Here is a 12797-nt window from a genome sequence, read left to right on the forward strand (position 1 = left end):
GATGGATCGCTTCGAACTGCGCAGGCTGGACTACAGCCTGACCGAGGACCACGTAGCGTTGCAGGCTGCCTACAAGCAGTTCTTCACCACGCACTGTCCGATCGAAACGGTGCGCGCCGCAGAGGAATCCGGCTTCGACAAGAACCTGTGGGAGCGACTCTGCGCGATGGGCGCCACGACCATGGCATTGCCGGAATCGGTCGGCGGCGACGGTGCCACCCTGGTCGACCTTGCGTTGGTCGCCGAGGAGATCGGTCGATCGCTGGCGCCGGTGCCCTGGATCGACCAGGTCTGTGCGGCACGGCTACTGCAACGGCTTGGAGGCTTGCCGCCGGAGGCGGACGACACCGCCGACATCGTGAGCGGGACTCGTCTGATTGCGTTCGACCCGCACCAGGAGGCCACCGCCGGACGCCGACTGCTGCCGACCGGATCGATCGCCGACACGATCATCGTCCGTGAGGGTGATGCGGTGGTGCGACTTTCCTTCGGTACCCGGCCGGTTCGGGTCGACAATATCGGTCGGTTGCCGATGGCCTGGGTCGACCCGGCCGACGCCGACGCGGCGACCGTGCTGGCCAGCGGGCCTCAGGCGCTGGCGGAATATCAGCGGGCGCTGGATGAATGGCGACTGCTGACCGCCTCCGCGCTGGTCGGGATGGTGGAGCAGACCATGACCATCGCCGCGGAGTTCGCCAAGACCCGCTACACCCTCGGGGTTCCGATCGGCACCCTGCAGGCGATCTCGCATCCGTTGGCGAATATGGCGATCACGGTCGCCTCCGGCCGCAACCTGGCCTACCGCGCCGGATGGTTCATGGACAACGAGCCCGATGAGCGTCCGGAGCTGGCGGCCTCGGCCTTCGTCTTCATGGCAGAGGAGGCCGCCAAGGCCGCCACCATGGCGGTGCACATCCAGGGCGGCCTGGGCGTGTCCGCCGAAGCCGCGGCCACCGCCTACCTGGTTCGGGCCCGCGGCTGGCCACTGGCCGGGGGTGATCCCGGAGCCACCGCCTGCCGCATAGGGGAGCTCGTCGCCGTTCGTGAAACAGCCGCCCGCGAAACCGCCGCTTACGCAGCCGAATAGGACACCAACGATCATGGACTTCTCACAACCGCAGCTGACCGACGATGACTTGGCTTTCCGCGACGAGGTGCGCGCATTCCTGGCCACCCACGTGACTGAGGACGTCAAGCGCCGCGACCGCGAGACCGGGGACAACTTCGACGAGGGCGTCCACCTGGCGCTGGGTGCCGCCGGTTACCTGGAATCGGAGTGGAAAACCGAAGCCGATGGCGGCTTCCCCCGCGTCCGCCGACGCATCTGGGAACTGGAGAAGCGCCGCGCCCACGTGCCCTGGGTCACCTGGGGAACCACGGCGATGGTAGCCCGCTCCGTCGCATCCTTCGGCTCGCCCGAGTTGTGCGAGGAGATTCTGCCCGGCGTCTTCAGCGGCCACATCCGGCTCTGCCTGGGCTACACCGAGCCCGAAGGCGGCTCCGACGTCGCAACCTGCAAGACCCGCGCGGTGCGCGAGCCGGATGGATCTAGCTGGGTTATTAATGGCTCCAAGATGTTCACCACCGGAGCCCACAACTGCCAGTACGTCTTCCTGATCACCAACACCGATCCGGACGCGCGGAAACACAAGAGCCTCACCATGTTCCTGGTGCCGTTGAACACTCCGGGCATCGAGATCCAGGGCCTGCGGACCGTCGACGGTGACCGTACCAACATCGTCTATTACAGCGATGTCCGCGTCGACGACAAATACCGACTCGGCGAGGTCAATGGCGGGTGGACCGTGCTGCGCGAGCCGCTCAACGTCGAACACGGTGCGGTGGACGCCAATCCCGATGGATTGCAGGACGTCTCGATCATGATGCACCAGGCGAACTTCATGGCCGTCGCAGTCGACAAGGCGGGCGAGGTGGCCGGGCGGTCGGGGAGCATCGCGGATCGTTCGGTGGCCTACCGACTGGGCAAGGCAGCAGCTCGGGTGGAGGCGTCGCTGTCGGCGCCATCAATTTTCGGACGGGTGGCGCTGGCGCAGGCGATGCGCGACGTCTCGCCGGACCTGATGGACCTGCTCGGAAGTGCATCGGCGCTGCCGATCGACACCGACGGTGCCATCGATGGTGGGGCAAGCGACTACGTCTTCCGGTTCGCTCCACTGGTCGGCATCTACGGCGGGACCCTGGAGGTGTTCCGCAACATGATCGCTCAATACGTGTTGGGTCTGGGCAAACCGAATTACTCTGCGCCGCTGGTGAAGTAGCTGGTAGTCACGACGCCGTGATCCTGCGGCGGTTCCAGCTTCGGCTCTCCTGCGTCGAGCCTCGCTAAACCGCCGTGATCCGGCGGTGGTAGCTCGACGGCGCCTCGCCGGCGAATCGGGTGAACGCTCGGGTGAAGGCAGACAGGCTGTCGAACCCGACGGCGGTAGCGGTCTGCTGCACGCCTTGATCCGGGGCGGCCAGCAGTGCCATCGCCTGCAGCATCCGGGCGTTGAGCAGGTAGGTCCGCCACGACATGCCGATCACCGCTTCGAACTGACGGCGCAGGGTGCGCTCGGACACGGCGACGGCGTGGCACACCTCAGCCACGGTCACCGAGGCCAGGTGTGCCTTGGTGTAGGCCATGGCCGCGCCGACGATCGGATGATCGGAGATCGGCAGGCTCAGTGGCGCCTCGTGGTCCAGGGCGTCGGAGACAAGGTGCCCCAGGGTGCGGAAGAAGTCGTCGGAGACGGCGTCGCCGTCGGCCCGCTCGATCGGCCAGCGCACCGAATGCAGCATCATCTCCCGGATCAGCGGCGAGACCGTCAGGATGCGCGCCCGGTCGCCGGCGACCGGAACCAACTCGGGGTCGAACATGACCGCGACGGTGCGGACTTCCGGGCGCATGGTGGCCTGATGCTCCAGGCCGGCCGGGATCCAGGCCGCCTGCTGCGGCGGCAGGAGATAGTGCGCCGCGGCGGTCTCGACTTCGACCACGCCGCCGACCGCGTACTCGATCTGGTGCATGTCGTGGGAATGCCACCCGGTGACCAGATGCTGCCCCTCGTAGAGGTAGCTGCCGGCCCGGGCACGGCCGCCGCGACGCAGATCGATGTTGGCCGGTTCTGCAAACTCTATGGCCGATCGCGCGGAGACGGTCACGGTTTTCCAGGGTACTAGTAAAGGCATGAACATCGACGACTTGATCCTGGTCAGCATCGACGACCACGTGGTGGAGCCGCCCGACATGTTCCTCAACCATGTCCCGGCCAAGTTCAAAGCGGAGGCGCCGATCGTCGTCACCGACGAAAAAGGCGTCGACCAGTGGATGTATCAGGGCCGCCCGCAAGGCGTCAGCGGGCTCAACGCGGTGGTGTCCTGGCCGGCCGAGGAGTGGGGCCGAGACCCGGCCGGCTTCGCCGAGATGCGCCCCGGGGTCTACGACGTGCACGAGCGGGTCCGCGACATGAACCGCAACGGCATCCTTGCCTCGATGTGCTTCCCGACCTTCACCGGGTTCTCCGCGCGGCATCTGAACATGACCCGCGAACATGTCACCTTGGTGATGGTGTCGGCCTACAACGACTGGCACATCGACGAGTGGGCCGATTCCTATCCGGGCCGCTTCATCCCGATCGCGATCCTGCCGACCTGGAACCCCGAGGCGATGTGCGCCGAGATCCGTCGGGTGGCGGCCAAGGGCTGCCGTGCGGTCACCATGCCCGAGCTGCCGCACCTGGAGGGCCTGCCCAGTTACCACGACGACGACTACTGGGGCCCGGTGTTCCGCACGCTGTCGGAGACCGGGGTGGTGATGTGTCTGCACATCGGCACCGGCTTCGGGGCGATCAGCATGGCCCCGGGCGCCCCGATCGACAACCTGATCATCCTGGCCACCCAGATTTCGGCGATGTGCGCCCAGGATCTGTTGTGGGGTCCGGCGATGCGCAACTACCCGGACCTGAAATTCGCGTTCTCCGAGGGCGGTATCGGCTGGATCCCGTTCTACCTGGACCGCAGCGACCGTCACTACACCAACCAGAAGTGGCTGCGCCGCGACTTCGGCGACAAGCTGCCGTCCGAGGTGTTCCGCGAGCACTCGCTGGCCTGCTACGTCACCGACAAGACGTCGTTGAAGCTGCGCCACGAGATCGGCATCGACATCATCGCCTGGGAATGCGACTATCCGCACTCGGACTGCTTCTGGCCGGACGCTCCCGAGCAGGTGCTCGCCGAGTTGGAGGCCGCCGGCGCCGACGACTCCGACATCAACAAGATCACCTGGGAGAACTCCTGCCGGTTCTTCGGCTGGGACCCGTTCGCGCACACCGCGCGTGCGCAGGCGACGGTAGGCGCGCTGCGGGCGACGGCCACCGACGTGGACGTCTCCATCCGGCCGCGGGCCGAATGGGCGCAGCGGTACGCGCAGAAGCAGTTGGCGCAGGCCTGACGCGATGGTTTCGGTGATCACCGGCGGCGCCGGCGGGATGGGGCTGGCCACCGCGAAGATCGTCGGTCGCGAGCAGCCGGTCGTGCTCTGCGATGTCCGGCAAGACCGGCTGGACGGCGCGGGGGCCGCCTTAGCCGGCCTCGACATCACGACCGTCAACTGTGACGTCACCGATCGCGACGCGGTCACCGCGCTGTTCGATACCGCGGCCGGCATCGGGCCCGTCACCTCGGTGATCCACACCGCCGGAGTCAGCCCGAGCATGGGGGATGCCGCCTACGTCGTGCGGACCAATGCCGTGGGCACCGTCAACGTCAACGAGATCTTCTTTTGTGCGGCACCCGAGGGCGCGGCGATCGTCAACGTGGCGTCGATGGCCGCGCACCTGCTGCCCGACGAGGTGATCCCCACCGGTCAGTTTCCTTTGGCGCTGCAGGATGTCCACGGCTTCACGCAGGCCATGGCCGCCGTGTGCGAACCGCTTCCGCCGGAGGTGCGTTCGGGTTTCGCCTACGCGGTGAGCAAGGCCTTCGTGCGCTGGTACTCCAGCGCGCAGGCCGAACGGTTCAACGGCCGAGGGTTGCGCATCGTCTCGGTCTCTCCGGGTTCGGTGGACACCGAGATGGGCCGGTTGGAGGAGCGGGCCGGTGCGGGGGCGATGGTCGCCGACGCGGCAGTCCCGCGTTGGGGGACGCCCGAAGAGATGGCTGAACTGCTGGCGTTCTGCGTCAGCACCAAGGCGGGCTATCTGACCGGCACCGACATCCTCAACGACGGCGGTGTGGTGGCTTCGGTGCGGGAGCGAGTGCGGGTGGCGGCCGCCGGCTGAGGGCCGCCGAGATTTGCGCACGTCGACTATTCGACGTAGTTTTCGAAAGTATGACGGCAGCGATGGACGGGGACGGCACGGCGCGCCCGGTCTCGTCGCCGCCGACCGAGCGGGTGATGCGGATCCTGGAGCTGCTGGCCGCCGACCCGGAAAGGCATTTCTCTCTCTCGGAGATCTCGCAGACTCTGGGCATCAGTCACGGCACCTGCCACGCGATTCTTGCCACCCTGGCGGGCCGGCAATGGCTGGTGCGGGACCGCCAGTCGGCCGGGTATTCCTGGGGCCCGGCCCTGGCCGCGCTGGCCCGCCCGGTCAACCGGCAGGCGTTCCGTCCCGAGCTGCAGCGGCTTTTCGACGCGGTCGGCCGGCAGGTGATCCTCGGCGTCCGCCAGGGCGCGACGGTGGTGGTGACCGATTCGGTCGGGGAGTCCATCGCCGGGCTGCAGTTGGGAGCCGGATTCCGGATGCCGCTGGTTGCCCCGTTCGGTCGTGAGTTCATTGCCGGGGTGGGCGAGAACGTCAAGAAGGAATGGCTCAGTGGACTGGGCGCACCGTCGCCGCGGCTGCGGCGCCGGCTGGGCGCGGTGCTCGACGAGGTCGGCCGGCGCGGTTACGCGATCGACCGGATGAGCCGTGAGTACGTCCGGGTGTACTCGGCGCTCCAGGCACTGGCGGCCGACGGCGAGCCTGACGAGATCACCGCGCGACTGGCGACGGCCTTCGCCGATCTCACCGCGGTCGACTACCTGCCCGACGAACTCGGCGGCACCGAGCGGCATCCGATCGCCAGTGTCTCGGCTCCGGTTCGCGACATCGACGGGACGGTGACGATGTCGGTGGGGGTCGCTCCGTTCGCAGCCTTGACCGCCGCGGAGGTCGCCGATCTCGGTGCCGCTGTGCGCGAGACCGCTGCGCGTATCCAATCCCAGTGGACTGCACGTGGAGAACATGAGGAGAGCTCGTGAGCGTGACGCTCAGCGCCGAACAACGCCAGCTTGGAGAGTCGCTGCGGCAGTTCGCCGCCCGGCACGCGCCGATGACCGATACCCGTAAGGCCTTCGACGCACTGGCGGACGGGGAATTGCCACCCTGGTGGGATGACCTGGTCGCCAACGGGTTTCACGCGATCCACCTGCCCGAACAGTACGGCGGGCAGGGCGGCGGACTGCTCGACGTCGCCGCCGTCCTGGAGGCAGCGGGAACGGTGTCTCTGCCGGGTCCACTGCTGCCGACGGTGACCGCCGGCGCGGTCGGTCTGCTCGCCGAGGCCACGCCGGCGCGGGCGGACTATCTGCGTGCTCTTGCCGCCGGTGCGCCGGCAGCCGTCGTGCTTGCCGGGCAGTCGGACTTCACCGCGCGACGAGCCGACGACGGCTGGCTGATCAGTGGTGCCTCCGAGGTGATCTCGGGCGCCCGCTCGGCCCGCCTCGCACTGGTCTGCGCCCGCGGTGAGGAGGGAACCGACCTCTGGGCCGTCGTCGACACAGCCCGGGCGGCGATCCAGCCGGTGGCCGGCACCGACCTGCTCACCGACCTGGCCACGATCACCCTGGCTGATCACCGGGCGAGCGCCGACGACGTCCTGATCGGGATCGACACCCAGCGCGCGGAGTACCTCGCCGTCGGTCTCGCCGCAGCGGTGTGCGCCGGCATCGCCGGGTGGTGCGTCGAGGCGGCCACCGCGCATCTGCACACCCGCGAGCAGTTCGGCGTCCGCATCGGAACATTCCAGGCATTGCAACACCAGGCGGCCATGTTGCTGGTCAACGCCGAATTGGCCTGCGCCGCTGCCTGGGACGCGCTGCGCGCCGTCACCGACACGGTCGATCAGCAGCGCATTGCCGCTGCCACCGCGGCGCTGACGGCGGTCACGCCATGTCCGGACACCGTGTTCGACACCCTGACGATGTTCGGTGCCATCGGATTCACCTGGGAGCACGATCTGCACCTGTATTGGCGCCGCGCCACCAGCATCGCGGCTTCGATCGGCGCCGCCACCGACTGGGCGCGCCGGCTCGGCGAGCTGACCGTCGCGCAGCAGCGGGATTTCACCGTGGACCTCGGCGGCGCCGAAGCCGAGTTCCGGGCGGGTGTCGCCGCGACTCTCGACGCCGCTAAAGTGCTGGACAACGACGGTCCGGGACGCCAGGGCGACTACCCGCACTTCGAGACGGGACCGCAGCGGACGCTGATCGCCGACGCTGGGCTGATCGCCCCGCAGTGGCCCGCACCGTGGGGCCGGGATGCCTCCCCGTTGCAGCAGCTGATCATCATCGAGGAGTTCGCCAAGCGGCCCGGGCTGGTCCGGCCCTCGCTGGGCATCGCCGAATGGATCCTGCCGTCGCTGGTACGCGCAGCACCGGATGCCCTGCAGCAGCGGCTGATTCCCCCGACTCAGCGCGGCGAACTCGCCTGGTGCCAGCTGTTCTCCGAGCCCGGGGCCGGCTCCGACCTGGCGTCGCTCACCACCCGCGCGGTCAAGGTCGACGGCGGTTGGCGCATCAACGGCCACAAGATCTGGACGTCGGCCGCGCAGCGCGCCGACTACGGCGCACTGCTCGCCCGGACCGACCCCGCGGCGGCCAAACACCGCGGTATCGGCTATTTCATCGTGGACATGCGCTCCGCCGGGATCGAGGTCCAGCCGATCGTGATGGCCACCGGGGCAGCCGAATTCAACGAAGTGTTCCTCGCCGACGTCTTCGTTCCCGACCAGATGCTGCTCGGGGAGCCCACCGAGGGCTGGCAGCTGGCGATCGCCACCATGGCCGAGGAGCGCACTGCCATCAGCGGCTACGTCGAGAATGACCGCGCCGTCGCGCTGCGATCCATCGCCGCCGTCCCGGGCCGATCACGCGATGACGCGCTGCGAGCACTCGGCGAACTCGACGCCTACGCCAATGCGATCAGGGCGCTCGGGGTACGCGAGACCATCAGGCTGCTCGATGGCGAGGGATTCGGGGCGTCGTCGAGCATCGCAAAAGTGGCGATGAACGTTCTGCTGCGCCGCACCTTCCACGCGACATTGGCCACCGTCGGCCGACTGGCGATGGTCGCCGATTCCGACCCGGCCGTCGTCGAGCCGTATCTGTTGTCGCCGGCCGAGCTGATCGGCGGCGGTACCAAGGAAATTCAGCTGAACATCATCGCGCAGATGATTCTCGGCCTGCCCCGCAAATGAGATGAAGGACACCCGCATGGGACTACGTGGAGACGCCGCGATCGTCGGCTATGTCGAGCTGCCGCCGGAACGGATGAACAAAGCCACCCCGGCCCCGTTCACCCTGGAGCAGTGGGCCGAGTTGAGCGCCGCGGCGCTGGCCGACGCGGGTCTTTCGGGCGAACTCGTCAACGGCATCGTCACCTCGCACCTGGGCGAATCCGAGATCTTCGTGCCGTCCACGATCGCCGAATACCTGGGGGTCCCAGCGCGGTTCGCCGAGATCGTGGATCTGGGCGGGGCCAGTGCGGCGGCCATGGTGTGGCGGGCCGCGGCGGCGATCGAACTCGGCATCTGTGACGTCGTGCTGTGCGCGCTGCCGGCCCGCTACATCACCCCGATGTCGGAACGTAAGCCTAAACCGCTGGTCGACGCCATGTTCTTCGGCTCATCGAGCAACCAATACGGTTCTCCGCAAGCCGAGTTCGAGATTCCCTACGGCAACCTCGGCCAGAACGGTCCCTACGGGCAGGTCGCCACCCGCTACGGCGCCGTCTACGGCTACGACGAACGGGCGATGGCCAAACTGGTCGTCGACCAGCGCGTCAACGCCAACCACACCGACGGCGCGATCTGGCGAGACACCCCGCTGACCGTCGAGGACGTCCTGGCCAGCCCGGTGATCGCCGATCCGCTGCACATGCTCGAGATCGTGATGCCCTGCGTGGGCGGTGCCGCGGTGGTGATCGCCAGTGCCGAGTTCGCCAAGCGGGCCCGCAACCGCCCGGTGTGGATCAAGGGATTCGGCGAACACGTGCCGTTCAAGACCCCGACGTACGCCGCAGACCTGCTGGCGACTCCGATCCGCGAGGCCGCCGACACCGCCTTCGCCATGACCGATCTGACGCGCGCGGATATGGACATGGTCTCCATCTACGACTGTTACACGATCACTGTGCTGCTGTCGCTGGAGGATGCCGGGTTCTGCGAGAAGGGCAAAGGCATGCAGTTCCTCACCGATCACGACCTGACCTTCCGCGGCGACTTCCCGCTCAACACCGCGGGCGGCCAGCTTGGATTCGGCCAGGCCGGCCTGGCCGGTGGCATGCACCACGTCTGCGACGCCACCCGTCAGATCATGGGCCGGGCCGGGGCCGCGCAGGTGGCCGACTGCAACCGGGCCTTCGTCTCGGGCAACGGCGGGATCCTGTCGGAACAGACGACCCTCATCCTGGAAGGGGACTGAGTGCGATGATGAGCTTCGAGCGGCCGATGCCGGTCAAAACCCCTACCACCGCACCGTTCTGGGATGCGTTGGCGCAGCACCGCATCGTCATCCAATACTCGCCGTCGTCCGAGCGCTACGTGTTCTATCCCCGAGTCCGCGCACCGCGCACCCTGGCCGACGATCTGGAATGGCGCGAGATCTCCGGGATGGGCACGCTGTACTCCTTCACCGTGGCCCGCCGTCCGGTCGGCCTACACTTCGCTGACGCGGTTCCGCAACTGCTGGCGATCGTCGAATGGGATGAGGGCCCCCGATTCTCGACCGAACTGGTCAACACCGATCCCGCCGATCTGGCGGTCGGAATGCGGGTGCGGCCGGTGTTCTGTGACTACCCCGAACACGACGTCACGATGCTGCGCTACGAACCGGCGACGGCTCGTGGCTGACGACGCCGCGGCGCAGATCGAGGCGATCAAACGCCTGAAGTCCCGCTACTGCCGCTACCTGGACACCAAGGACTGGGCGGCCTGGCGCGCCCTGTTCACCGACGACTTCGTCAGTGACACCTCGAGCGCGGGCGGCAAGGTCGTCACCGGAGCCGACGAATTCGTGGCCTTCACCCGCAAAAGCCTGCGAGATCAACCCACGGTGCACCAGGTCCACGCGCCCGACATCGAGCTGGACTCGCCGACCTCGGCGCACGGGGTGTGGGCGCTGGAGGACGTGGTGCGGTTCGGCCCCGGCGTCAACCTGCGCGGCTACGGCCACTACACCGAGACCTACGAAAAGGTCGACGGCGACTGGCGGATCAAGACCTCGACGCTGACCCGGCTGCGCGAGGACATCTTCAACGGGGTGTTCGCGGTCTATCTCTCGCCGCGGGTTCGCGCCGTGCTGGCCAGGGTCGCCGGCCGGTTCATCACCTGACTGCCTGCCGCAGCTGCCCCAGCTCGATCGCCGTGCCCCTTGTACGCCATACTGAATGTATTACGGGAATAGCTATAGTATAGGCACCGGGTCGGATCCCGGATCGTCGTGTCCAAACAAGGGGAGTGTTCGTGGAGATCGAGAACAAGCGCGCGATCATCGTTGGTGGCGCATCGGGGTTCGGTAAGGCGACAGCGGAGCTGTTGGCCAAACGCGGTGCCCAAGTAGCGGTCTTGGATCGGCCGCAGTCCAAAGGTAAGGAAGTGGCCGAGTCGATCGGCGGGCAGTTCTTCGAAGCCGACGTCACCGATTTCGCCGGCACCGAGCGGGTGTTGAACGAAGCGGTCGAGGCGTTGGGCGGGCTACACATTGCGGTCACCACAGCAGGTGGCGGTATCGGTCAACGAACGATCAAACGGGACGGACCGCACGACCTGGAGGCGTTTCGCAGCACCCAGGATCTCAATGTCGTCGGGACCTTCAACGTCAGCCGGCTCGCTGCCTGGCACATGAGCACCAATGAGCCCGAAGACGACGAGCGCGGCGTGATCATCAATACGTCCTCGATCGCGGCGTTCGAAGGCCAGATCGGGCAGGTCGCCTACACGGCATCCAAGGCCGCGATCGCCGGAATGTGCCTGACGATGGCCCGCGATCTGGGCGGCGTCGGCGTCCGGGTGCTGGCGATCGCGCCCAGCCTGTTCGCCACCGGCCTCACCGAGGGCATCCCCGACGAGTTCGCCGCCGTGCTGACCAAGGATGCGGCGTTCCCGAAGCGCCTCGGCCGGCCCGAGGAGTACGCCAAGCTGGCGGCCGCCATTGTCGAGAATCCGATGCTCAACGGCCAGTGCATCCGCCTGGATGCCGGCCAGCGCTTCGCACCGAAGTGACACTGCGTTGACTCTGCGGTCAGGGCGGTGAATTGCGGTGTGTCGCAGCCCTGACCGCAGAGTCAACGTTAGGCGTCGGCGAATGCCGGTGGCTTGAGCGCGGCGGGATCGGGGTTCGCGATGGGTCGTCCCATGAACCGGCGGGCGTTGTCGCCCATGAAGTCATAGGTGCGCCGGACGTCCATCCCCTCGGCGTACTTCCAGAATCCCTTCGGCTCGGCCAGCCCCTCGGGATGCGGATAGTCCGAGCCGAACAGCACCTTGTCCCAGCCGACGGTGCCCACCACATCGGAGATGCACCCTTCCCAGAACGGGCTGACCCAGATGTTGCGCCGGAACACCTCGTGCGGATGCTCCGGGAAGTTCTGCGGCATCTTCTTGTAGAGGTCGCCGAAGTCATCGAAGAGTGGCCGAATCCAGGAGCTGCCGTTCTCGACGCTGGCGATGCGCAGCTTGGGGAACCGGGTCAGGGTGCCGTGGCAGATCAGCGCGGTGATCATGTCGGCGATCTCCCGGTGGCCCAACACCATCCAGCGGAAGGCGCTCTGTGTCATGAAATTCTGCGTGTACGGCGGTTCCCACCGACCGACATAGTCGTCGAGCGGGGGGAAGCTGGCGTGCAGCACGATGGGCAGGCCCGCGGCCTGCACGTCACGCCAGAACGGGTCGAACTCCGGCAGTGCCGGGGAGCGCCAGCCACGGATGCCGTTGACCGGGCCAGGTTTGATCAGGGCCACCGCGGCGCCCTGGTCCAGGATGTACTCCAGTTCTCGCTGGGCGCCCTCGACCTCGGACAGGTTGATGATCGGCGTGGAGAACACCCGGCCGTGGTAGTCATAGGTCCAGTGCTCGGCCATCCACTGGTTCAGCGCGTGAATGATTGCCAGGGTCAGCTCCGGGTCGTCGGCACTGGAATGCTCAACCAGGCTGGCCAGGGTGGGGTAGTTCAACGCTTCGGTGACGCCCTGGCGGTCCAGTTCGGCGACCCGGTCGGCGGGGTTGCGGGTGGCCGCCGGCGCCTCGATGGCCGGGCCCTGCATCTCGCGCAGGGTCAGGCCCTCGTTGTTCTCCCCGGCGAAGAACCTCTCATGTGCGCCCGGCGCGGCGACCCGCTCGAAGGTGGGGTTGGGGATGAAGTCGCTGACCTTGCCGTTGATGATGATCCGGGTCTGGCGGCCGATCTGGGCGAATTGCACCGCCCGCGAGTACTTCTCCGGTAGGTACTTGGTCAGTGAATCGGGGGTCTCGTACATGTGTTGGTCGGCATCGAAGATCGGTGCGTCTCGGAATTGGCTCATGATTTCTCCTGGTCG

The 12797-nt window shown here is 67.3% G+C and carries 12 protein-coding genes; 10 read left to right on the forward strand and 2 right to left on the reverse strand.

Features of this window, described 5'->3' with window-relative positions; translation table 11 throughout:
• Position 1 precedes the first annotated feature (1 nt).
• A complete protein-coding gene (locus tag ACJH5R_RS09135; RefSeq protein ID WP_406757797.1) occupies positions 2-1087 on the forward strand; it encodes an acyl-CoA dehydrogenase family protein in 1086 nt (361 codons plus the stop codon).
• 13 nt (positions 1088-1100) lie between these two features.
• A complete protein-coding gene (locus ACJH5R_RS09140; protein WP_406757796.1) occupies positions 1101-2279 on the forward strand; it encodes an acyl-CoA dehydrogenase family protein in 1179 nt (392 codons plus the stop codon).
• 64 nt (positions 2280-2343) lie between these two features.
• On the opposite strand, the gene ACJH5R_RS09145 is transcribed toward ACJH5R_RS09140, so the two are convergent.
• Positions 2344-3162, reverse strand: a complete 819-nt coding sequence (locus ACJH5R_RS09145) for an AraC family transcriptional regulator (RefSeq protein WP_406757795.1) — start codon at positions 3160-3162, stop codon at positions 2344-2346.
• 25 nt (positions 3163-3187) lie between these two features.
• Between ACJH5R_RS09145 and ACJH5R_RS09150 the strand changes: the two genes are divergently transcribed.
• From ACJH5R_RS09150 to ACJH5R_RS09185, 8 genes are all read left to right on the forward strand, one after another.
• Positions 3188-4450 (forward strand): amidohydrolase family protein, encoded by a 1263-nt coding sequence (locus tag ACJH5R_RS09150; protein ID WP_406757794.1) that lies wholly within the window; start codon positions 3188-3190, stop codon positions 4448-4450.
• Between the two features lie 4 nt (positions 4451-4454).
• Positions 4455-5279 carry an SDR family oxidoreductase gene (locus ACJH5R_RS09155; RefSeq protein ID WP_406757793.1) on the forward strand — a complete coding sequence of 275 codons (825 nt, stop codon included), beginning with the start codon at positions 4455-4457 and terminating at the stop codon, positions 5277-5279.
• 50 nt (positions 5280-5329) lie between these two features.
• A complete protein-coding gene (locus ACJH5R_RS09160; RefSeq protein WP_406757792.1) occupies positions 5330-6244 on the forward strand; it encodes an IclR family transcriptional regulator in 915 nt (304 codons plus the stop codon).
• Positions 6241-8460 (forward strand): acyl-CoA dehydrogenase, encoded by a 2220-nt coding sequence (locus ACJH5R_RS09165; protein ID WP_406757791.1) that lies wholly within the window; start codon positions 6241-6243, stop codon positions 8458-8460. The genes ACJH5R_RS09160 and ACJH5R_RS09165 overlap by 4 nt, the downstream gene beginning before the upstream one ends.
• A 16-nt stretch (positions 8461-8476) precedes the next feature.
• Complete coding sequence (locus ACJH5R_RS09170) at positions 8477-9685, forward strand: thiolase family protein (protein ID WP_406757790.1); 1209 nt, start codon at positions 8477-8479, stop codon at positions 9683-9685.
• 5 nt (positions 9686-9690) lie between these two features.
• Entirely contained in the window at positions 9691-10113 is a 423-nt protein-coding gene (locus ACJH5R_RS09175; RefSeq protein WP_406757789.1) for a Zn-ribbon domain-containing OB-fold protein, read from the forward strand.
• Positions 10106-10594, forward strand: coding sequence for a nuclear transport factor 2 family protein (locus ACJH5R_RS09180; RefSeq protein ID WP_406757788.1), 489 nt, complete (start codon positions 10106-10108; stop codon positions 10592-10594). Before ACJH5R_RS09175 ends, ACJH5R_RS09180 begins: the two co-directional genes overlap by 8 nt.
• A gap of 131 nt (positions 10595-10725) precedes the next feature.
• Positions 10726-11484: an SDR family NAD(P)-dependent oxidoreductase gene (locus ACJH5R_RS09185; RefSeq protein ID WP_406757787.1), complete on the forward strand. Its 759-nt coding sequence runs from the start codon at positions 10726-10728 to the stop codon at positions 11482-11484.
• 68 nt (positions 11485-11552) lie between these two features.
• On the opposite strand, the gene ACJH5R_RS09190 is transcribed toward ACJH5R_RS09185, so the two are convergent.
• On the reverse strand, positions 11553-12782 hold the full coding sequence (locus ACJH5R_RS09190; RefSeq protein WP_406757786.1) for an amidohydrolase family protein: 1230 nt from the start codon (positions 12780-12782) through the stop codon (positions 11553-11555).
• Positions 12783-12797: the final 15 nt, after the last annotated feature.

It is taken from the genome of Mycobacterium sp. SMC-19, assembly GCF_045310815.1.
Classification (GTDB): Bacteria; Actinomycetota; Actinomycetes; order Mycobacteriales; family Mycobacteriaceae; genus Mycobacterium.

Coding starts and splice junctions, on each gene's coding strand:
- ACJH5R_RS09155 (WP_406757793.1), top strand. CDS start 4,455: ATGGTTTCGGTGATCACCGGCGGCGCCGGCGGGATGGGGCTGGCCACC.
- ACJH5R_RS09150 (WP_406757794.1), top strand. CDS start 3,188: ATGAACATCGACGACTTGATCCTGGTCAGCATCGACGACCACGTGGTG.
- ACJH5R_RS09160 (WP_406757792.1), top strand. CDS start 5,330: ATGACGGCAGCGATGGACGGGGACGGCACGGCGCGCCCGGTCTCGTCG.
- ACJH5R_RS09135 (WP_406757797.1), top strand. CDS start 2: ATGGATCGCTTCGAACTGCGCAGGCTGGACTACAGCCTGACCGAGGAC.
- ACJH5R_RS09140 (WP_406757796.1), top strand. CDS start 1,101: ATGGACTTCTCACAACCGCAGCTGACCGACGATGACTTGGCTTTCCGC.
- ACJH5R_RS09175 (WP_406757789.1), top strand. CDS start 9,691: ATGATGAGCTTCGAGCGGCCGATGCCGGTCAAAACCCCTACCACCGCA.
- ACJH5R_RS09190 (WP_406757786.1), bottom strand. CDS start 12,782: ATGAGCCAATTCCGAGACGCACCGATCTTCGATGCCGACCAACACATG.
- ACJH5R_RS09170 (WP_406757790.1), top strand. CDS start 8,477: ATGGGACTACGTGGAGACGCCGCGATCGTCGGCTATGTCGAGCTGCCG.